20 protein-coding genes are annotated in these 18,438 nt (G+C 71.4%); 8 read left to right on the forward strand and 12 right to left on the reverse strand.

Annotated elements, in window-relative coordinates:
* Positions 1 to 119: 119 nt before the first annotated feature.
* The 5 genes from CLT72_RS16975 to CLT72_RS16995 all read right to left on the reverse strand — a co-directional run bounded on the left by CLT72_RS16975 (position 120) and on the right by CLT72_RS16995 (position 6,096).
* Positions 120 to 1,865: an ABC transporter substrate-binding protein gene (locus CLT72_RS16975; RefSeq protein ID WP_101412669.1), complete on the reverse strand. Its 1,746-nt coding sequence runs from the start codon at positions 1,863 to 1,865 to the stop codon at positions 120 to 122.
* A gap of 108 nt (positions 1,866 to 1,973) precedes the next feature.
* Positions 1,974 to 2,960 (reverse strand): ABC transporter permease, encoded by a 987-nt coding sequence (locus CLT72_RS16980; protein ID WP_101412670.1) that lies wholly within the window; start codon positions 2,958 to 2,960, stop codon positions 1,974 to 1,976.
* A gap of 12 nt (positions 2,961 to 2,972) precedes the next feature.
* The gene (locus CLT72_RS16985; RefSeq protein ID WP_101412671.1) at positions 2,973 to 3,974 is read right to left on the reverse strand and encodes an ABC transporter permease; all 1,002 of its coding nucleotides are present in this window, start codon (positions 3,972 to 3,974) and stop codon (positions 2,973 to 2,975) included.
* Positions 3,971 to 5,044 carry an ABC transporter ATP-binding protein gene (locus CLT72_RS16990; protein WP_374208870.1) on the reverse strand — a complete coding sequence of 358 codons (1,074 nt, stop codon included), beginning with the start codon at positions 5,042 to 5,044 and terminating at the stop codon, positions 3,971 to 3,973. Before CLT72_RS16990 ends, CLT72_RS16985 begins: the two co-directional genes overlap by 4 nt.
* On the reverse strand, positions 5,041 to 6,096 hold the full coding sequence (locus tag CLT72_RS16995) for an ABC transporter ATP-binding protein (protein ID WP_486484382.1): 1,056 nt from the start codon (positions 6,094 to 6,096) through the stop codon (positions 5,041 to 5,043). Before CLT72_RS16995 ends, CLT72_RS16990 begins: the two co-directional genes overlap by 4 nt.
* A gap of 274 nt (positions 6,097 to 6,370) precedes the next feature.
* On the opposite strand from CLT72_RS16995, the gene CLT72_RS17000 reads away from it, so the two are divergent.
* The 4 genes from CLT72_RS17000 (at position 6,371) to CLT72_RS17015 (ending at position 11,074) form a co-directional block, all read left to right on the forward strand.
* Positions 6,371 to 6,919 (forward strand): Uma2 family endonuclease, encoded by a 549-nt coding sequence (locus CLT72_RS17000; RefSeq protein ID WP_101415230.1) that lies wholly within the window; start codon positions 6,371 to 6,373, stop codon positions 6,917 to 6,919.
* A gap of 305 nt (positions 6,920 to 7,224) precedes the next feature.
* The gene (locus CLT72_RS17005) at positions 7,225 to 8,031 is read left to right on the forward strand and encodes a hypothetical protein (RefSeq protein WP_101412673.1); all 807 of its coding nucleotides are present in this window, start codon (positions 7,225 to 7,227) and stop codon (positions 8,029 to 8,031) included.
* A gap of 13 nt (positions 8,032 to 8,044) precedes the next feature.
* Entirely contained in the window at positions 8,045 to 9,973 is a 1,929-nt protein-coding gene (locus CLT72_RS17010; protein ID WP_101412674.1) for a fumarate reductase/succinate dehydrogenase flavoprotein subunit, read from the forward strand.
* Between the two features lie 3 nt (positions 9,974 to 9,976).
* Entirely contained in the window at positions 9,977 to 11,074 is a 1,098-nt protein-coding gene (locus CLT72_RS17015; RefSeq protein WP_101412675.1) for a succinate dehydrogenase/fumarate reductase iron-sulfur subunit, read from the forward strand.
* 77 nt (positions 11,075 to 11,151) lie between these two features.
* Here the strand turns inward: CLT72_RS17015 and CLT72_RS17020 are convergent, their stop codons facing one another.
* On the reverse strand, positions 11,152 to 11,589 hold the full coding sequence (locus tag CLT72_RS17020) for a (deoxy)nucleoside triphosphate pyrophosphohydrolase (RefSeq protein WP_101412676.1): 438 nt from the start codon (positions 11,587 to 11,589) through the stop codon (positions 11,152 to 11,154).
* A gap of 183 nt (positions 11,590 to 11,772) precedes the next feature.
* Between CLT72_RS17020 and CLT72_RS17025 the strand changes: the two genes are divergently transcribed.
* Positions 11,773 to 12,078 (forward strand): 4a-hydroxytetrahydrobiopterin dehydratase, encoded by a 306-nt coding sequence (locus CLT72_RS17025; RefSeq protein ID WP_101412677.1) that lies wholly within the window; start codon positions 11,773 to 11,775, stop codon positions 12,076 to 12,078.
* Positions 12,079 to 12,120: 42 nt separating this feature from the next.
* Here CLT72_RS17025 and CLT72_RS17030 read toward each other — a convergent pair whose 3' ends face one another.
* Both CLT72_RS17030 and CLT72_RS17035 read right to left on the reverse strand, forming a co-directional pair.
* Positions 12,121 to 12,504 carry a VOC family protein gene (locus CLT72_RS17030; protein WP_101415231.1) on the reverse strand — a complete coding sequence of 128 codons (384 nt, stop codon included), beginning with the start codon at positions 12,502 to 12,504 and terminating at the stop codon, positions 12,121 to 12,123.
* A 5-nt stretch (positions 12,505 to 12,509) separates the two neighbouring features.
* A complete protein-coding gene (locus CLT72_RS17035) occupies positions 12,510 to 12,872 on the reverse strand; it encodes a DUF1801 domain-containing protein (protein WP_101412678.1) in 363 nt (120 codons plus the stop codon).
* Positions 12,873 to 12,958: 86 nt separating this feature from the next.
* On the opposite strand from CLT72_RS17035, the gene CLT72_RS17040 reads away from it, so the two are divergent.
* From CLT72_RS17040 to CLT72_RS17050, 3 genes are read left to right on the forward strand one after another with little or no spacing between them, the layout of a single operon-like run.
* Positions 12,959 to 13,843: a LysR family transcriptional regulator gene (locus tag CLT72_RS17040; protein WP_101415232.1), complete on the forward strand. Its 885-nt coding sequence runs from the start codon at positions 12,959 to 12,961 to the stop codon at positions 13,841 to 13,843.
* Positions 13,844 to 13,876: 33 nt separating this feature from the next.
* Complete coding sequence (locus CLT72_RS17045; RefSeq protein ID WP_101412679.1) at positions 13,877 to 14,614, forward strand: class I SAM-dependent methyltransferase; 738 nt, start codon at positions 13,877 to 13,879, stop codon at positions 14,612 to 14,614.
* 34 nt (positions 14,615 to 14,648) lie between these two features.
* Positions 14,649 to 15,011, forward strand: a complete 363-nt coding sequence (locus CLT72_RS17050; protein WP_101412680.1) for a PH domain-containing protein — start codon at positions 14,649 to 14,651, stop codon at positions 15,009 to 15,011.
* Here the strand turns inward: CLT72_RS17050 and CLT72_RS17055 are convergent.
* The 4 genes from CLT72_RS17055 to CLT72_RS17070 form a co-directional block, all read right to left on the reverse strand.
* Positions 15,004 to 16,236: an RNA polymerase sigma factor gene (locus tag CLT72_RS17055; RefSeq protein ID WP_101412681.1), complete on the reverse strand. Its 1,233-nt coding sequence runs from the start codon at positions 16,234 to 16,236 to the stop codon at positions 15,004 to 15,006. The genes CLT72_RS17050 and CLT72_RS17055 overlap by 8 nt on opposite strands.
* Positions 16,229 to 16,564, reverse strand: coding sequence for a YciI family protein (locus tag CLT72_RS17060; protein ID WP_101412682.1), 336 nt, complete (start codon positions 16,562 to 16,564; stop codon positions 16,229 to 16,231). Before CLT72_RS17060 ends, CLT72_RS17055 begins: the two co-directional genes overlap by 8 nt.
* 315 nt (positions 16,565 to 16,879) lie before the next feature.
* Entirely contained in the window at positions 16,880 to 17,401 is a 522-nt protein-coding gene (locus CLT72_RS17065) for a pyridoxamine 5'-phosphate oxidase family protein (protein WP_101412683.1), read from the reverse strand.
* 9 nt (positions 17,402 to 17,410) lie between these two features.
* Positions 17,411 to 18,436, reverse strand: coding sequence for a hypothetical protein (locus CLT72_RS17070; RefSeq protein WP_144082266.1), 1,026 nt, complete (start codon positions 18,434 to 18,436; stop codon positions 17,411 to 17,413).
* Positions 18,437 to 18,438 lie beyond the last annotated feature (2 nt).

The raw sequence follows: 18,438 nt of genomic DNA on the forward strand, positions 1-18,438 counted from the left end.
GCCGGGCAGGTCGCGGGTGGGCGGCCCACGGACACGGCGACCCCCGGCCGACGACGTTGTCGACCGGGGGTCGGTCCGTGCGGTGTCACCGCGCGGGCGTCACCGTGTCACGGGCGGTGTCACTGCTTGACGTACGCGTCCACGAAGCTCGGCCAGCCGAAGATGCTGCCGACGAAGACGCCGCCGGCCTTCTCGCCGTGTGCGACGGAGACCACCTCGGTGTAGAGCGGCACCGCCGGCGCCGTCTCCTTCATGAGCCGCTCGTCGATCTTGCTCCACTCGTCGGCCTGCTTGGCCGGGTCGAGCGCGAGGATCCGGTCGAACTCCGCGTTGAGCGCCTCGTTGTTGAGCTGCGAGGTGTTGCTGTTGCCCTCGGCCTTGATGCCACGGCCGTCGAAGAGCACCGGCAGGATCGACGCGCCGCTGGGCCAGTCGGCCGCCCACGAGTCGACCCAGATGTCGTACGGGTTGTCCTTCTTCTTCACCGTGTCGAGGTAGCCGTCCTCGGGGATCGTCTTGATCGTGACGGTGAAGCCGGCCTTCTCCAGGGCGTTCTTGATCTGCGTGGCCCGCTCCTGGGAGCTGGTCACGTCGGAGGTGAGCAGCACCAGGTTCTGCGTCTTGCCGGCGAGCAGCTCCTTGGCCTTCTCCGGGTTGCCGCTGTCGCCGGCCGGGTACGCGTCGAACTGCTTGTAGCCCAGGGTGGTGGGCGGCAGCAGCGTGGTCATCGGCACGGCGCCGTAGGGGCCGCCGAGGTTCTTGGTGATGCTGGTGCGGTCGATCGCGTGGTTGATCGCCTGCCGCACCGACAGGTCGGTGACCCGGGCGGTGTTGATGCTCAGCCGGTACGCGTTCGGCGTGGCGGCGACGATCATCCGCTCCTTGAGCTTGGGGTCGCCGGTGACCTTGGCGATCAGCTCCGAGGGGACACCGCCGGTGGCGACCGCCGCGGCGTCGTTGCCGGTGCCGGCGAGCACCCGGTTGGTCTGGGCGGCCTGGTCCGCGCCCAGCGACCAGACGAACTTGTCCGGGTACTGGTGGCGCACGGCGTCGGTGGCCGGGTCCCAGTGCTCGTTGCGCTCGAGCACGATCTCGACGCCCGGGGTGTGCTTGGTGAACTTGTACGGGCCCGACGAGAACGGCTGGTTGTCCAGGTTGACGCCCGTGTCCTTGTCGGCCGGCAGCGGCGCGGTGGCCGGCAGCGAGACGGCGAACGGCAGGTCACAGCGGGGCTTGTTGAACTCGAAGCGCAGGGTCCGCTCGTCCGGCGTGGTCAGCCCGGGCGGCAGCGAGGTCTTGTTGGCCTTGAAGTCCCACTTGGTGTCGTACTGCGGGCTGTCGACCAGCCACTCCTGGAGGTAGGTCGGGCCGCCCGTGAGGTCCGGGTCGAAGGACCGGGCGATGCCGTACGCGATCTCCTTGCTGGTGATCGGGCGACCGTCCTCGAACTTCACCCCCTGCTTGACCTTGAACTCCCAGACCTTGCAGTCGTTGTTGACGTTGGTGCCGGGGGTCTCGGCGAGGTCGCCGACCAGGGTGACGTTGCCCTTGCCGTCGTCCTTGAAGGTGGTGAGGAAGCGGGCGTAGAGCTGGCTTCCCATCAGCCCGGCGAACGAGTAGATCCGCTGCGGGTCCATGTGGGAGATCTTGTTCTCCCGCAGGATGTAGAACGTGCCGCCCTTGGCCGCGCCGGGCACCTCCGGCGCCGGGCCGAGGGAGTCCTTGGGGTCGGTCGCGATGGCGCCGGTGCGCGGCTTGGCGGTGTCCACCCCGCCGGTGTCGTCACCGGTGTTCTCGCTGCACGCACCGAGGGAAACCATCAGTGCGATCGCACCGCCCAGGGCGGTGACGCGTCTTGCTCGCATACTCACTCCTCCGGATCGCCGATGAAGGAAAGCTTCGCTCAGCCTTCAATGACGGTAAATTTCGAGCAGGTAACGGGGCTACAACGATCGGCCCCGAGGCCCCGCGGGTCAGCCGAGGCGCACCCGGGGGTCGATGAACGCGTAGAGCAGGTCGACGAGCATGTTGGCGACGACCACGAACAGCGCGGCGATCAGCACGGTCGCCATGATGGTCGGCAGGTCCCCCTGGCGGACCGCCTCCACCGCCGTACGCCCCAGCCCCTGGATGCCGAAGGTGGTCTCCGTGATCACCGTGCCGCCGAGCGCCGCGCCGACGTCGAGACCGGCGATGGTGACGATCGGCGTGATGGCGGCACGCAGCGCGTGCTTGCCGTACACCTGCCGCTTCGGCATGCCCTTGGCCCGGGCCGTGCGGACGTAGTCCTCGGAGAGCGTCTCCAGCATCTGGGCCCGGGACAGCCGGGCGTAGATCGCGGAGAAGAGCAGGGCCAGGGTCACCCAGGCCAGCACCAGCCCCCGCGCCCACTCGACGGGATTCTCGAACAGCGACGTGTAGCGGGGCGTGGGCAGGATTTTCAGGGTGTAGACGAAGATCAGCAACAGGACCGCGCCGACGAAGTAGAGCTGGAGCGAGGCGAAGGTCAGGGTGAGGCCGATCGAGATCCGGTCCAGCAGCGAACCGCGCCGCAGGGCCGAGACCATGCCGAGCCCGACGCCGATGGCGAGCCACAGCACCGCCGCGGGCAGGACGATGCTCAACGTCACCGGCAGCACCCGGGCGAAGGTGTCGGTGACCGCCTCGCTGTTGACGTACGAGTAGCCGAGGCAGGGCGCCGCGCACTCACCGCCCTGCGCGCTGCCCAGGTCGCGGCCGACGAAGATGCCCTTCATGTAGTCGGCGTACTGCTGCACCTTCGGCTCGTTGAGCCCCAGCTCCGTCCGCACCCGCTCCAGACGCTCGGCGTTGCAGTTCTTCGGGCACATGCCGGTCACCGGGTCGGCGGGCAGCGCGAAGAACAGCAGGAAGCTGACCACACTCACCGCGAACAGCACCGAGATCGCCAGCAGCACCCGCTTCACCAGGAAGCGCACCATGCGCAGTACCCCTTACCGTGACGACTTCGGGTCGAGCGCGTCACGCAACGCGTCGCCGAAGAGGTTGAACGCCAGCACGAGCGCGAAGATCGTGATGCCGGGGAAGAACACGTAGGCCGGGTCGGTCTGGAGGTAGTCGATGCTCCGGTAGATCATCCGGCCGAAGCTGGGCACCGACTCGGGCAGCCCGACGCCGAGGAAGGACAGCGCCGCCTCGCTGGTCACGTACGAGGGCACCAGCAGCGAGAACGACACCAGGATCGGGGCCCAGATGTTCGGCAGCAGCTGCCGGAAGAGCATGTGCCCCAGCCCTGCGCCGCTGGCCTTGGCCGCCTCCACGAACTCGCGTTCGCGCAGCGAGACCACCTGCCCCCGGACCAGCCGGGCGGTGCTGGTCCAGCCGAACGCGGTGAAGACCACGATCAGCGTGGTGACCGCGAACCAGGTCGGCACCTCGTCGCGCGGCCCGTAGAAGCGCAGCGAGAACGTCGGCACCACGGCCAGCGCGAAGATAAGGAACGGCATCGCCAGGGCCACGTCGGTGATCCAGCTGATCACCGCGTCCACCACCCCGCCGAGGTAACCGGCGAGGATCCCGAGGACCACGCCGATCGTGGTGGTGATCAGGGCCGCGCCGAGCGCGATCAGCAGCGAGGTGCGGATGCCGTAGATCATCCGCATGAAGATGTCCCGGCCCAGGCCGGGCTCCAGACCGAACCAGTGGTCGCCGCTGATCCCGCCGACGTATCCCAGCGGCATCCCGGTGCTGTCCAGCAGCTCGCCGAACTGCTCGTTCGGCGTCACCCCGTAGAGCCGCTGGACCAGGGGCGCGCCCACCGCCAGCAGCACGAAGAGGACCAGCACCACGCCGCTCACCAGGGCGGTGCGGTCGCTGCGCAGCCGGCTGCGGACGAGCTGGCCCGGCGAGCGGCCGACCAGCGTCTTCCCCTCGCCGGCGTCGCCGCCGGATTCGATCTCGGCCAGCGCCGTGCCCTCGGCCGGTGACAGGCTCACTTCGACACCTCCTCGGCGGTCGTGCCGACCCCGGCCGTCCCGGGGTCCGCCGGCCACGCGTCGTCACCGGCCGGTCCCGTGGTGGCGCCGACCGGCCCCGTCTCCGGGAAGTGGCAGGCGGTGGCCTGGTCGCCGCCGCGCGGCACCAGCGCCGGCTCCTCGGTGGCACACCGCTCCTGCGCCTTCCAGCACCGGGTGCGGAAGCGGCAGCCCGACGGCGGGTCCAGCGGCGTGGGGACGTCCCCGGAGAGCCGGATCCGACCGGCCGCGCCGAGCTGGGTGACGTCGGGGATCGCCGAGAGCAGGGCCCGGGTGTACGGATGCTGCGGGCGCTCGTAGATGTCGCTCCGGTCGCCGATCTCGACGACCTTGCCGAGGTACATGACGGCGACCCGCTGACAGAAGTGCCGGACCACGGCCAGGTCGTGGGCGATGAAGACGAACGCCAGGCCCAGATCGCGTTGCAGGTCGCGCAGCAGGTTGACCACCTGCGCCTGGATCGACACGTCCAGGGCGGAGACCGGCTCGTCGGCGACGATCAGCTTGGGTCGCAGGGCGAGCGCGCGGGCGATGCCGATGCGCTGCCGCTGGCCGCCCGAGAACTCGTGCGGGTAGCGGTTGTAGTGCTCGGGGTTCAGCCCGACCAGCTCCAGTAGCTCCTGGACCCGCTTCTTGACCCCGCCCGGCGGGTCGATCCCGTTGACCTGCAACGGCATCGCCACGATCCGACCCACCGTGTGCCGGGGGTTCAGCGACGCGTACGGGTCCTGGAAGATGATCTGGAGGTCCTGCCGCAGCGCCCGCAGCTCGCGGCGGCCCGCGTGCGTGATGTCCCGCCCGGCGAACTCGATGCTGCCCGCCGTGGGCTCCAGCAGACGGACCAGCATCCGGCCGGTGGTCGTCTTGCCGCAGCCCGACTCCCCCACCAGGCCGAGCGTCTCGCCCGGGCGCACGTCGAAGTCCAGCCCGTCCACGGCCCGGACCAGCCCGCCGCGCCGCAGGCCGTCGCGCACCGGGAAGTGCTTGGCCAGCCCGCGTACGCGCAGCAGCGGTTCCTCGGTCTCCATCATCGGGCGACTCCCACGTGGGCGATGTCCTCCGCGTACAGCAGCGTCCGGTCGTCGGCGGAGAGGTGGCAGGCCACCAGGTGGCCGGGCGCGCCAGCGGGGCGCAGCTCGGGGACCTCCGTGCGGGAACGGTCGCCGTTGCGGTCGGCGTAGCGGCAGCGCGGGTGGAAGGCGCAGCCGGACGGCAGGTTGATCAGGCTCGGCGGGTTGCCCCGGATGGGCACCAGGTCCGCGTCCGCGTCGCCGTGCAACGAGGGCACGCTGGAGAGCAGACCCCAGGTGTACGGGTGCTGCGGCCGGCGGAGCACCTGCTCGACGCTGCCGTGCTCGACGGCCCGCCCGCCGTACATGACCAGCACCTCGTCCGCGACCTGGCTGACCACGCCGAGGTCGTGGGTGATCAGGATGATCGCGGAGTTGAACTCGGTCTGGAGGTCGGCCAGCAGGTCGAGGATCTGCGCCTGCACCGTCACGTCCAGGGCGGTCGTCGGCTCGTCGGCGATCAGCAGGTCGGGGTCGTTGACCAGCGCCATCGCGATCATCGCCCGCTGGCGCATGCCGCCGGAGAACTCGTGCGGGTACTGGTCGAAGCGGCGGGCCGGCTGCGGGATGCCGACCCGGCCCAGCATGTCGACTGCGCGCTGGCGGGCCTCGCGCTTGCCGGCCTTCGGGTGGTGCACCCGGTACGCCTCGACGATCTGCCTGCCCACCGTGTAGTAGGGGTGCAGGGCGGACAGCGGATCCTGGAAGATCATCGCCATGTCCCGGCCGCGCAGCCGGCGTACCTCCTCGTCCGGCAGGCCGACCAGCTGGCGGCCGCCGACGGAGATCTCCCCGGTGATGGTGGTCCGCTTGGCGCCGTGCAGCCCGAGGATGGCCAGCGAGGTGACGCTCTTGCCCGAGCCGGACTCGCCGACGATGCCGAGGGTGCGTCCCCGCGCCACCTCGAACGACACCCCGTCGACGGCGCGCACCACGCCGTCCTCGGTGTCGAAACGGACCCGCAGGTCGCTCACCCGCAGGTAGGGATCCCCGTTGGAGCGTTGCTCCGGCACGTTGGGGCGGTCCGGTTTCCCGGACGGCGCCGACTCCGACCTGTCCACGACCGCCTCCCTCAGTGACGAAGAGAACTTACAGGAAAGCACTGAGGGTGAAAATAAGCTACATAGCCGGGGGCTGTCAGCGGGCCACAGCGTAACGACTCTGCAACGGGCCCGCACCCCCTCACCTCGGCATTCACCGGCGTTGACCTCCCGCGAGCGGACAGCGGGTGCGACGATGGGCACGGCGGTCCCGCGAGGATGCCCCCGGCACGAGGTGGAGGTGACGATGACCGCGGCGGTGTTCGGCCACGACGGCCCGTGGAACGAAGAGGAGTACCTCGCCCTCGGCGAGACGCAGCAGCGCGTCGAACTCTTCGACGGGAGCCTTCACGTGACCCCAGCCCCCACCCCCCGCCACCAGCGCATCTCACGCAAGCTGGGCAACATCCTCGAGCCTGCGGCCAAGGCCCTCGGCCTGGAACTGCTGGAAGCGGTGAACGTCCGGCTCCGGCCGGGTCGCATCCCCATTCCCGACCTCGTCGTCACGGGCCCGATCGACCTCGACGACCCCTGGATCGAGGCGGCCGACGTGAAGCTGGTCTGCGAGATCATCTCGCCGGGCAACGCGGCCACCGACAAGGTGCTCAAGATGCACTACTACGCGGCAGCCGGCATCGAGTGGTACCTCCTGGTGGAGCAGGAGACGCTGTCCGTACACCTCTACCGGCGGCGGGGCGCCCACTACGTCGAGCGGTCGGTGACCAAGGCCGGCGAGACGCTGGAGCTGACCGAGCCGGTACGGGCCACGATCCGGCCGGCGGACCTGCTCGCCTGACGGGCCGCCGCCGCTGGACGCTGTTCGGGTGAGCCGCTCCGGTACGCCGGACAGGCGCCGGGTGAAGTTCTTAACATCCGGACATCGATCATCGTGCGGGGCTTTCCACCGGCCGGGACACACGGGACACTGCCTTGCGCGGACGGCTCGCGAAGATCGGCGTAACGTGTGTCACCTAGCTGCGCCGTATCGCCGGCGCGGTCGTTGGTGTGCGCATGACGTGGCAAGCGGGTGCGGGTTCGCCGGTCCGCGTGCCGACCGGAACTTGATCCGCCCGTGAGGGTCCTGTCAGGGAGACGACTCTAATGACATCAACGGCAACGAGGCCGCGGGGAGCGCGGGCGCGCGCCGCCATCGCGGCGAAGACGTTGCGAACCGACCGCTGGTGGCTCGCCCCGCTGATCACCGTGATCGGGCTCAGCGCGTGGGTGGCGTACGCGACGGTCCGGGTCTTCATGCACAAGTGGTACTGGGTCGAGGACTACCACTACCTGACCCCGTTCTACTCCCCCTGCGTGACCGACCGGTGCCTGCCGGAGGCCTCGCACTTCGGGCAGTTCCTGCCCGGCTGGTGGATCATCCCGGACGCGGCGCTGACGCTGCCGTTCCTGCTGCTGTTCCGGCTGACCTGCTACTACTACCGCAAGGCGTACTACCGGTCGTTCTGGCTGTCGCCGCCCGCCTGCGCGGTCCCCGACGGGCACAAGTCCTACAGCGGCGAGACCCGGTTCCCGTTGCTCGGGCAGAACCTGCACCGCTACTTCTTCTACGCCGCCGCGATCATCTCGCTGATCAACACCTGGGACGCGATCCTGGCCTTCCGCTCCCCCGAGGGCTTCGGGTTCGGGCTGGGCAACATCATCCTGCTCGGCAACGTGGTGATGCTGTGGGCGTACACGATCTCCTGCCACTCGTGCCGGCACATCATCGGCGGGCGGCTGAAGCACTTCTCCAAGCACCCGGTGCGCTACCGGGCCTGGTCCTTCATCTCCGTCCTGAACGTCCGGCACATGCAGCTCGCCTGGATCACCCTCGGCACGCTGGCCCTGACGGACTTCTACGTCATGGCGGTCGCGGCCGGCTGGTTCAACGACCTGCGGTTCATCAACTAGAGGGCCCCCTGACATGACGAACACAACGCGAATCGAACGACACCACTACGACGTCGTCGTGATCGGGGCCGGCGGCGCCGGCCTGCGCGCGGCGATCGAGGCCCGCCTCGCCGGCAAGAAGACCGCGATCATCTCGAAGTCGCTCTTCGGCAAGGCGCACACGGTGATGGCCGAGGGCGGCGCCGCCGCCGCGATGGGGAACGTGAACAGCCGGGACAACTGGCAGGTGCACTTCCGCGACACGATGCGCGGCGGCAAGTTCCTCAACAACTTCCGGATGGCCGAGCTGCACGCGAAGGAGTCGCCGCAGCGGATCTGGGAGCTGGAGACGTACGGTGCGCTCTTCGACCGCACCAAGGACGGGAAGATCTCGCAGCGCAACTTCGGTGGCCACGAGTACCCCCGCCTCGCCCACGTCGGCGACCGGACCGGCCTGGAGCTGATCCGCACCCTCCAGCAGAAGATCGTGTCGCTCCAGCAGGAGGACAAGCGCGACCACGGCTCGTACGACGCGCGGATCAAGGTCTTCGCCGAGACCACGATCACCGAGCTGCTGCTCGACGGCGACCGGGTCGCGGGCGCGTTCGGCTACTACCGGGAGTCCGGCGAGTTCGTCCTGTTCGAGGCGCCCGCCGTGGTGCTGGCGACCGGCGGCGTCGGCCGCTCCTACAAGGTCACCTCGAACTCCTGGGAGTACACGGGCGACGGGCACGCGCTCGCCCTGCGCGCCGGCGCGACGCTGATCAACATGGAGTTCCTCCAGTTCCACCCGACCGGCATGGTCTGGCCGCCGTCGGTGAAGGGCATCCTCGTCACCGAGTCGGTACGCGGTGACGGCGGCGTGCTGAAGAACTCCGACGGCAAGCGGTTCATGTTCGACTACGTCCCCGACGTCTTCCGCAAGCAGTACGCGGAGACCGAGGAGGAGGCGGACCGCTGGTACACGGACCCGGACAACAACCGGCGCCCGCCGGAGCTGCTGCCGCGCGACGAGGTGGCCCGGGCGATCAACAGCGAGGTGAAGGCCGGGCGGGGCACGCCGGCCGGCGGCGTCTACCTCGACATCGCCTCCCGCAAGCCGGCGGAGGAGATCCGCCGCCGCCTGCCGTCGATGTACCACCAGTTCAAGGAGCTGGCCGACGTCGACATCACCAAGGAGCCGATGGAGGTCGGGCCCACCTGTCACTACGTGATGGGCGGCGTCGAGGTCGACCCGGACAGCGGGGCCGCGTTCGGCCACGTGCGGGGGCTCTTCGCCGCCGGTGAGGTGTCCGGCGGCATGCACGGCTCCAACCGGCTCGGCGGCAACTCCCTGTCCGACCTGCTGGTGTTCGGCAAGCGCGCGGGCGGCCACGCCGCCTCGTACGCCGACAGCCTCCCCGCGCGCCCGAAGGTGGCCGTCGCCGCCGTGGAGGCCGCGGTGGAGACGGCCCTGGCGCCGTTGCAGCGGGACACCGGCGAGAACCCGTACACCCTCCAGCAGGACCTCCAGGCGGTGATGGGGGATCTCGTCGGCATCATCCGCCGGGAGAGCGAGCTGGAGGACTCGCTGGTACGGCTGGCGGAGCTGCGGGAGCGGGTGGCGAAGGTCAGCGCGAGCGGCGGCCGGCGCTACAACCCGGGCTGGCACCTCGCGCTCGACCTGCGCAACATGCTGGTCGTCTCGGAGTGCACCGCGAAGGCGGCGCTGGAGCGGCGGGAGTCGCGCGGCGGGCACACCCGGGAGGACCACCCGGCGATGGATCCGGCGTGGCGTCGGGTCAACCTGGTCTGCTCCCTCGACGGCGACACGGTACGCCTGGAGCGCAAGCCGCTGCCGAGGATGCGCCCGGAGCTGATCGGCCTCTTCGACCGCGCGGAGCTGGCCAAGTACCTCACGGACGAGGAACTCGCCGAGTTCGACGCCCAGGTCGCCGACGTCGAGACCGAGAAGGAGCGCTGAGGCATGGGTAACCAGAACCCCCAGGGGCCCGGGAAGCCGGGCGCGAAGCGCCAGTTCCGCATCTGGCGCGGCGACGAGAACGGCGGCGACCTCCAGGACTACATGGTGGAGGTGAACGAGGGCGAGGTCGTCCTCGACGTCATCCACCGGCTCCAGGCGACCGACGCCCCCGACCTGGCCTGCCGCTGGAACTGCAAGGCCGGCAAGTGCGGCTCCTGCTCGATGGAGATCAACGGCAAGCCGCGGCTGAGCTGCATGACCCGGATGTCCACCTTCACGGAGGACGAGACGGTCACGGTCACCCCGCTGCGTACCTTCCCGGTGATCCGGGACCTGGTCACCGACGTCTCGTTCAACTACGAGAAGGCCCGGGAGACGCCGGCGTTCGCGCCGCCGGCCGACGTGGCGCCCGGTGACTACCGGATGCAGCAGGTCGACGTGGAACGCTCGCAGGAGTTCCGCAAGTGCATCGAGTGCTTCCTGTGCCAGAACGTCTGCCACGTGATCCGCGATCACGAGGAGAACAAGCAGGCCTTCTCCGGGCCGCGGTACTTCATCCGGGCCGCCGAGCTGGACATGCACCCGCTGGACGCGAAGAGCGACCGCAAGGAGTACGCGCAGGCCGAGCAGGGCCTCGGATTCTGCAACATCACCAAGTGCTGCACCGAGGTCTGCCCCGAGCACATCAAGATCACGGACAACGGGATCATCCCCATGAAGGAGCGGGTCGTCGACCGCAGGTACGATCCCCTTGTGTGGCTTGGTAGCAAGATCTTCCGGAGGGGTCAGGTGCCTCAGACCAGCGTGACCAGCGGGCACGTCAGCGGTGCGGTGCGCGGCAGCGCGGCGCACGGGGGCGTGCACTCGCACGCGGGCGGCTCCCACGACCCGCGGGCCGAGGTGCAGGCGCAGCGCGGCGTCAACTGGGACCGCGAGGTGCCGAGGCCGACCGCGCCGGCCGTCGACGACCACGGCAAGCTGCCGCTGACGGAGCTCACCTTCGACCGGGCGGCGGCACCGTCGCCGTTCGGCGACGACGTGACCTTCCCGCTGCCCCCGGAGCACCTGAACTTCGCCCACCCGGAGCAGGACAAGCACTGAGTGTGTCTGGTGAAGACGGGGGCCGCGGCTTGTGCCGCCGGCCCCCGTCCCCTTTCGACCCGGCTGTCCGCTTCCGCTCAGCCTGACAGCATCGGCCGAAGGGCGGCGACGATGGGCGCGTCGGCGGGCAGCCAGGTGACGCTGTCCAGTTCGTCGGCGGAGAGCCAGCGCAGCGCCGAGTGCTCCAGGGCCTTGGGCTGGTCGCCGTGCAGCAGGCGGGCCGCGTACACCTTGAGCACCGAACGGCCGTGGGCCATCCGGACGTTGCGGCCCACCCGGTCGCCGATCTCCACGCGGACGGCCAACTCCTCGGCGCACTCGCGGGCGAGCGCGGCGGTCTCGCTCTCGCCGGGCTCGACCTTCCCGCCGGGGAACTCCCACATGCCCGCCACCTCGGGCGGGGCGGAGCGGGCGCAGGCGAGCACCCGGCCGTCCCTGATGATCGCCGCCCCGACGATCACCCTGAGGTCCCGTCGCTCGGCCTGCCCGCCGCCATTAGCCCGTTCGGTCCGCACGGGCGTCCAGCGTGCCAGATCAATAGGCGGTTTGGGTACCGTGGCCGACCGTCAGGGCAGGAGAACCCGGAAGTGTGGGCGTGGACACATCCAGCATGCGAGGACAGACTAGAAGGCACCGACAAGACACGGGACGGCGACGATTTGGCCACAAGCCGGCAACGGCGCCTGGGAGGTGCGGTGATGCGCGCGCTGTTCAGCAGTCGATCCAAGCACGACTACCTCAGCGACGCTCTCACCCTCCTCACCGGCTGGATCCGTGAGGGTGAGCAGATCCGACGCACCCTGACCCTCGACGACACCCAGCACGCGGCGCTCACCGAGCGCGTGAAGGTGGTCGCGGACGCGCTGCACCAGCGGCCGGAGATCAGCCGCCGGGCCGACCAGACCCAGATCCGGGTCGGGCACGGCGACGCGCCGCTGACCGAGGGCGAGGTCCTCCTGGCCGCCCGCATCGAGGACGCCTACCGGGCGGTCACCCAGCCCTGACCCGCGTCGGCAGCCGCGCCGGCCGGCCCCGACGCCGGTCGTTCAGGCGTCGTCCCCCGGGTAACAGCGCAGCTCGACGACGTTGCCGTCCGGGTCCCGTACGTACACCGAGGTGGCGTCGCCGCGCGCCCCGAACCGGCCCACCGGGCCCTCGACCACCGCGAAGGCGCCCGAGGCGACCACCTGCGCCCAGTCCAGCGGCTCCACCACCAGGCAGAAATGGTCGACGTTGGTTCCGTGCCGGTCGCGGCGCACGAGGTCGATGATGGTCCCCGCGTCGACCCGTACCGAGGGGAACGGGACCTCGCCGGCCCGCCAACGGTCGACCCGCACCGGCGCCAGGCCGAGCTGCCCGCAGTAGAAGTCCAACGCGCGCTCGACGTCGGTCACGTTGAGCACGAGGTGGTCGAAACCCGTGACCCGCACCGCGCTCACCTCGCCTCCAGGGCGTGGGCCTGGCGCAGCCAGTCGGTGAACAGGGCGGGGTCGACGTCGGCGAGCGTCCGCAGCTTCACGGCGGCCATCTGGCGGGCGCCGGGGACGAGCCGCCCCGAGGGGTCGGTGACGTCGGCGCCGCGCCACAGCCCGAAGGTGACGTACGCGGCGTACGCCTTCACCAGGCAGACGGGGTGCCGGCCCGGGCGGTCGCCGAGACCCCAGACCGGGTGGCCGTGCCACATCGCGCCCGTCGCGCCCGGCAGGGCCGCCTCGATGACGGGGCGGAGCTTCTCGCCGACCTCCCGCAACGGGGCGTCGAGGGCGGCCAGGTAGTCGGTGACTGTCGTGGTTTCCATGCCCCTCACGATCCGCCGGCGGGCGGGGCCGACCAAGACCCGATCGCACTACCATCGTTGAGCCGGATTCAACGATGGGGCGGGACGTGCTGGAACGACACGAGCTGGAGACCTTCCTGACCCTCGCCGAGGAGCTGCACTTCGGCCGGACGGCGGCGCGGCTGCGGGTGACCACCGGGCGGATCAGCCACGTGGTGAAGAAGCTGGAACGCCGCGTCGGCGCCCCGCTGTTCGCCCGCACCAGCCGCGTCGTGCAGCTCACCCCGATCGGCCGGCAGCTCGCCGCCGACCTGGCGCCGCTGGTGGCCGGCATCGACGACGCGGTACGCCGGGCCGTCGAGGCCGGGCGGGGCGTGACCGGCCGGCTGCGGGTCGCCTTCCTCGGCGAGTGGACCGCGCCGACGCTGCTCAAGGCCGTCGCCCTCTTCTCGCAGCGTCACCCCGAGTGCCAGGTCGAGGTGCGGGAGGTGCAGCTCTTCAACTCCCGGCAGAGCCTGCTCGACGGCTCCGTCGACGTCCTGATGGCCGCGTACCCCTTCGACGGGATGGCCTGCGGGCCGGCGCTGCTTCAGGAGCGGCGGTTGCTCGCGGTGGCCGCCGGACACCCGTTGACCCGGGAGGAGTCCGTCTCCCTGGAGACGCTCGGCGACCACCCGGTGGTGCAGTACCCGGCCGTGACCTCGGCGGAGTTCAAGCGCGACCGCACCCCCGAGCAGACCCCATCGGGCCGGCCGGTGCCGAAGGGGCCGGCCGGCAACACGTTCTCGGAGATGCTGACGCTGGTCGCGATGGGGCGCGGCGTGCTGCCCGTCGGCGAGCACACCCGCCGCTACTACCCGCGCCCCGACGTGGCGTACGTGCCGATCAGCGACGCGCCACCGATCCGGCGGGGCCTCGTCTGGCGGGAGAGCAACGCCACGGCCCGGGTCCACGAGTTCGTCCGCGCCGCGACCGACGCGAACGCGGCCTGACGGACGCCGCCCCGGCTGGCATGATCGGCGTCGATGAGGCACGGGGAGTTCCGCCATCCACGACTGGTCGCGGTCTACGACGCCGAGTGTCCCTGGGCGCGTGACGACGACTGGTTCCTCGCCGTCGTCGGCCAGACGCCCGGCGTACGCGTCCTCGACCTGGGCTGCGGGACCGGGCGGCTCGCCCTCGCCCTGGCCGCGGCCGGCCACACCGTCACCGGCGTCGACCCGGCCGGCGCGTCGCTGGACGCCGCCCGCGCCAAGCCGGGCGCCGAGCGGGTGACGTGGATCGAGGGCACCTCGGCCGTACTGGCCGACCGGATGTTCGACGTGGCGGTGCTGACCAGCCACGTCGCGCAGTTCCTCGTGGCCGACGACGAGTGGACGCGTACGCTCGCCGACCTGGCACGGACGCTGGTGCCCGGCGGCCTGCTGGCGTTCGACACGCGCGACCCGGCGGACCGACGGTGGGAACGCTGGAACCCGGTCGACTCGCGGCGGCGCGTCGTGCTGCCCGACGGCGAGGTGGTCCGGGCGTGGACGCAGGCGCACTCGGCGGCCGGCGGCCGGGTCGACCTCACCCACCACTACCGCTTCGGCGACGGCGAGGAGCTGCTCAGCTCGGCCACCCTGCGCTTCCGCACCGAGGAGGAGTTGCGCGGCTCGCTGCGGGCGGCCGGGTTCGCCGTGCAGCGGATCGACGGCGGCTGGGGCGGGGAGCCGGTGGGCCGGGGCGACGGCGAGTTCCTCGTCCTCGCCAGGCGGCAGTGATCTTCGGCTGGCGGGCCCGACCTACCGTGGGGGCATGGCGAACGCGACGTACGACCGCAAGGAGCAGTTCCAGCAGATCCAGAGCGGCCTGCTCCACGGAGAACAGATCATCGCCGTCTACGACGCCGTCGGCACCGGCACCGGCTTCATCGGCCTGACCGACCGGCGCGTCATAATCCAGGACCGCTCCTTCGTCGGCAAGCGGTACGCCATCACCAGCATCCCGTACTCGAAGGTCACCAGCGTCAGCGTGGTCAGCAACAAGTCGTGGGGTGGATCGTTCTTCTCCACCGGCGCCATCGCGATCCACGTCGGTACGCACACCTACGAGGTGGAGTTCCGGGGCGCCGACAAGAGCCACCACGTGCACAACGTGATCCTGCACCACATCAGCTGAGCCGGGCGGCCCGGTCCAGCAGGGCGCGGCGCTCCGCCCCACGGTGCGCCTCGGCCGCCCGCCGGAACAGCTCGGCGGCCCGGTGCCGGTCGCCCTGCCGGGCCGTCAGCTCGGCCTCGGCGGCGACGGCGAGCGGATAGCCGTCCAGCGCCCCGCCGGTCCGGGCGGCCGCCAGCAGCGCCAGCCCTGCCGCCGGCCCGTGGGCGTAGCCGTGGGCGACGGCACGGTTCAGCTCCACCACCGGCGACGGCTGCCGCCGGACGAGCCGGTCGTACGCCTCGGCGATCGCCGCCCAGTCGGTGGCCTCGGCGGACGCGGCGGTGGCGTGGCACGCGGCGATCCGGGCCTGGAGGGCGTACGGGCCGTCCGTCGTGACCCGCGCGAGCACGCCGACGCCCTCGGCGATCGCGTCGTGGTCCCAGCGGGCGCGGTCCTGCCGGTCGAGGGTGAGCAGGTTGCCGTCGGGGTCGCGGCGGGCGTCGCGCCGTGAGTGCTGGAGCAGGAAGAGCGCCAGCAGGGCGGCCACCTCCGACTGGGCCGGCATCAGCCGGTCGAGCAGCCGGGCCAGCCGGATCGCCTCGTCGGCGAAGGCGGGCTCGCCGTCGGCGTCGTAGCCGCGGGTGAAGAGCAGGTACAGCACGGCGAGGACGCCCGGGAGCCGCTCGGCGAGCGCTGGGCCGGTCGGCACCCGGTACGGGATGCCGGCGGCGGCGATCTTCGCCTTGGCCCGGGTGAGCCGGCGGGTCATGGTCGACTCGCTGGTCAGGAAGGCCCGCGCGATGTCGGCGGTCGACACCCCGCAGACCGTACGCAGCGTCAGGGCGACCCGCGCCTGCGGCGACAGGGCGGGGTGGCAGCAGGTGAAGACGAGCCGCAACCGGTCGTCCACGATCTCCCCCGCCCCCGCCCCCGCCCCGGGTTCCGCTTCGGTCAGCGTGAGCACGGCCAGCTCACGCAGCTTGCGCCGCTCGACCGAGGCCCGCCGGAGCACGTCGATCGCCCGGTTGCGGGCCACCGTCATCAGCCAGCCGCCCGGGTTGGCGGGCACGCCCTCGGCCGGCCACCGGGTCAGCGCGAGCGCCGACGCCTCCTGGGCGCAGTCCTCGGCCAGGGTCCAGTCGCCGGTCACCCGGATCAGCGTGGCGACGATCCGGGCGTACGACCCGGTGCTCGCGGTGGCGACGGCTGCCGCCACCGCGAGCGGGTCGGCGGGGCCGTCAGCCATCCAGGCTGACGACCGGACGCAGTTCGAGCCGCCCCTCGCGGGCCATCGGGTGGGCGCGCGCCACCTCGATCGCCTCGTCCAGGTCGGCGCACTCCAACAGGTCGAAGCCCACGATCACCTCCTTGGTCTCGGCGAACGGACCGTCGGTGACCAGTAGCTCCCCGTTGCGGACGCGGACCGTGGTGGCCGCCGTCGTCTCCGCGAGGGCGTCGCCCGTCAGCCGCCGGCCCCGGGTGTCGTTCTCCTCGACCCATGCCTCGATGTCCGGCCACTCGGCCCGGTCGGTGTCCGGCTCGCTGTCGGTGCAGACGAACATCAGGTACTTCATGCCGCTCCTCGGTGTCGGGTTGTCGCCGGGGTGACGAACGGGCGGCCCGGTTCCGGACACCGTGCTGCCGGCGATCTCAGAGTCTCGCGGGGCGGCGGGTGCAGCAGCCCTCGTGGCCGCCCGCAGCAGGCGGCGTCGCCCCCGGACAGCAGCGTGTCACAGAAGACCCGGTGCCGCAGTTACTGCGCGTCCTCCGTCAAACGATGGTCCCGCCGGGTCGGTCCGTGCGAGCGCACCCGGCCGAGCGTCGGGCTGCTCCAACGAGTGGAACGCCACGGGTGTCAACGCACCCGCCCGACACCCGTGGCGTTCCACTCACTCGTCGGGTCGGCGCCGCCAGAACTGCCGGGGCGCGAAGCCCTCGCGCCGCAGCCAGTGTTCCGTGTAGACGATGCGGTCCGCCTCGACGACCACGAGCGTGTCGCTGGGCGGCTCGGACAACGACCGGCCGCGCTCGACGTGCTCGTTCTCCCAGCGGAACGCTGACCAGTAGTGCGCCCGGTCCGGGTCGTCCGGCCCGAGCACCCGGGCCGTGCCGAAGACCTGGGCCCCACGGCTGCTGGCCAGTCCCACCAACGGAGCGAAGATTCCCACCGACACCCGCGGATCGGCGGCGACGTTGCGCATCTTCGGCGACCCCGGCGCGGCGGTGAACAGCACCGCGAAGCCCAGCGGGTAGTACCGCACCGGCGTGGCGAGCGGCCCGTCCGGGCCGACCGTGGCGAGAACGCACATGTTCTGCGACGACATCAGGTTGAGGATGCGCTCCTCCAACCGTTCGCGGGGCAGGCGGCCGGTGGGCGTCGGCCCGGACAGCCACGGATTCGTCGACGGCACGGTGACTCCTTACTGCTGGTCGAGCAGGAACGGTACGTCCGGGCAGCTCAGGCACACGAAGATGCGCAGCGCGCCGTGGCGGCCGACGACCACCCCGGTGGGCTCGTACGGGTCGTCGTCCGGCTCGCCGTCCGCCGGCGTCGGCCGCCACCGCCCGGTGCCCCGCTCGGAGGAGTCGACGACCAGGGTCAGCGTGGTGGGGCCGGCGCAGCGGGGGCACGGCGTCGGGCGCAGGTCGGTGAGGCTCCAGTCGGCGTAGCCGCCGACCTTCCAGCCGGGTGCCATGAAGGTGTCGACGTAGCTCCCGTCGTCGTACCCGTCCGCCTCGTCGGTCTCGTCGATCAGCGTCCGCAGGTCCTCCGGCAGGTCCTCCGGGTACGGGTACTCGACGACCTGCTCCGGGTGCAGCCGGCACGGCTCGGGCACGTAGCCGTCGTTGCCGACCTCGCCGCGCGGCGGCTGACCGAGGAGGTCCGTCAGGTCCGCCTCCCGCCGCCAGCGCAGCTGCACCGTCGGCCCCCACGGACCCGCGGAGTGCTCGAACGGGCACCACAGCACCTGCAACAGGTCCGCCCCGCCGGGGCGGGGCAGGTCGGGGACGTCCCGCGCGTGCAGTTGCGCCAGCGCGACCATCGGGTTCGGCGTCGGGTGCGGTCGCGGTACGTACCGGTGGCCGACGACCGGGCCGCCGTCGCGCGAGCCCCAACCGACGAGGCCCGGGCCGACCAGGCGGGCGATCTCCCGGTGCAGCTCGACCTCGCCCTCGGCCAGGACGTGCGGCTGGGTGCGCCCGCGCTCCGCCGCCCGCATCCGGGCCACCAGCTCGGCCGGGAGAGGCACCTCCTCGTGCACCATGTGTGGCGCGTCGCAGGTGGGCCAGGGCTCGTCTGCCGGCCAGCGCAGCGGCCCGCCGACGTGGCTCTCGGCTGCCGTGACCGGCCCGGGGCGCGGATGCAACCGGGTCGCCGTGCGACCGAACCTCTCGAGTCCGGGAAAGCGGGCGAGCGCGTCGGGCGGGAGGGGCGGGGTGATCATGG

This window comes from Micromonospora sp. CNZ309 (assembly GCF_002846525.1).

Bases quoted from the DNA above. Each gene is read 5' to 3' on its own strand.
- CLT72_RS16975 (WP_101412669.1), bottom strand. From the start codon at position 1,865: ATGCGAGCAAGACGCGTCACCGCCCTGGGCGGTGCGATCGCACTGATG.
- CLT72_RS16980 (WP_101412670.1), bottom strand. From the start codon at position 2,960: ATGGTGCGCTTCCTGGTGAAGCGGGTGCTGCTGGCGATCTCGGTGCTG.
- CLT72_RS16990 (WP_374208870.1), bottom strand. From the start codon at position 5,044: ATGATGGAGACCGAGGAACCGCTGCTGCGCGTACGCGGGCTGGCCAAG.
- CLT72_RS17000 (WP_101415230.1), top strand. From the start codon at position 6,371: ATGACCGCGGCGGTGTTCGGCCACGACGGCCCGTGGAACGAAGAGGAG.
- CLT72_RS17005 (WP_101412673.1), top strand. From the start codon at position 7,225: ATGACATCAACGGCAACGAGGCCGCGGGGAGCGCGGGCGCGCGCCGCC.
- CLT72_RS17010 (WP_101412674.1), top strand. From the start codon at position 8,045: ATGACGAACACAACGCGAATCGAACGACACCACTACGACGTCGTCGTG.
- CLT72_RS17015 (WP_101412675.1), top strand. From the start codon at position 9,977: ATGGGTAACCAGAACCCCCAGGGGCCCGGGAAGCCGGGCGCGAAGCGC.
- CLT72_RS17025 (WP_101412677.1), top strand. From the start codon at position 11,773: ATGCGCGCGCTGTTCAGCAGTCGATCCAAGCACGACTACCTCAGCGAC.
- CLT72_RS17035 (WP_101412678.1), bottom strand. From the start codon at position 12,872: ATGGAAACCACGACAGTCACCGACTACCTGGCCGCCCTCGACGCCCCG.
- CLT72_RS17045 (WP_101412679.1), top strand. From the start codon at position 13,877: ATGAGGCACGGGGAGTTCCGCCATCCACGACTGGTCGCGGTCTACGAC.
- CLT72_RS17050 (WP_101412680.1), top strand. From the start codon at position 14,649: ATGGCGAACGCGACGTACGACCGCAAGGAGCAGTTCCAGCAGATCCAG.
- CLT72_RS17055 (WP_101412681.1), bottom strand. From the start codon at position 16,236: ATGGCTGACGGCCCCGCCGACCCGCTCGCGGTGGCGGCAGCCGTCGCC.
- CLT72_RS17060 (WP_101412682.1), bottom strand. From the start codon at position 16,564: ATGAAGTACCTGATGTTCGTCTGCACCGACAGCGAGCCGGACACCGAC.
- CLT72_RS17070 (WP_144082266.1), bottom strand. From the start codon at position 18,436: ATGATCACCCCGCCCCTCCCGCCCGACGCGCTCGCCCGCTTTCCCGGA.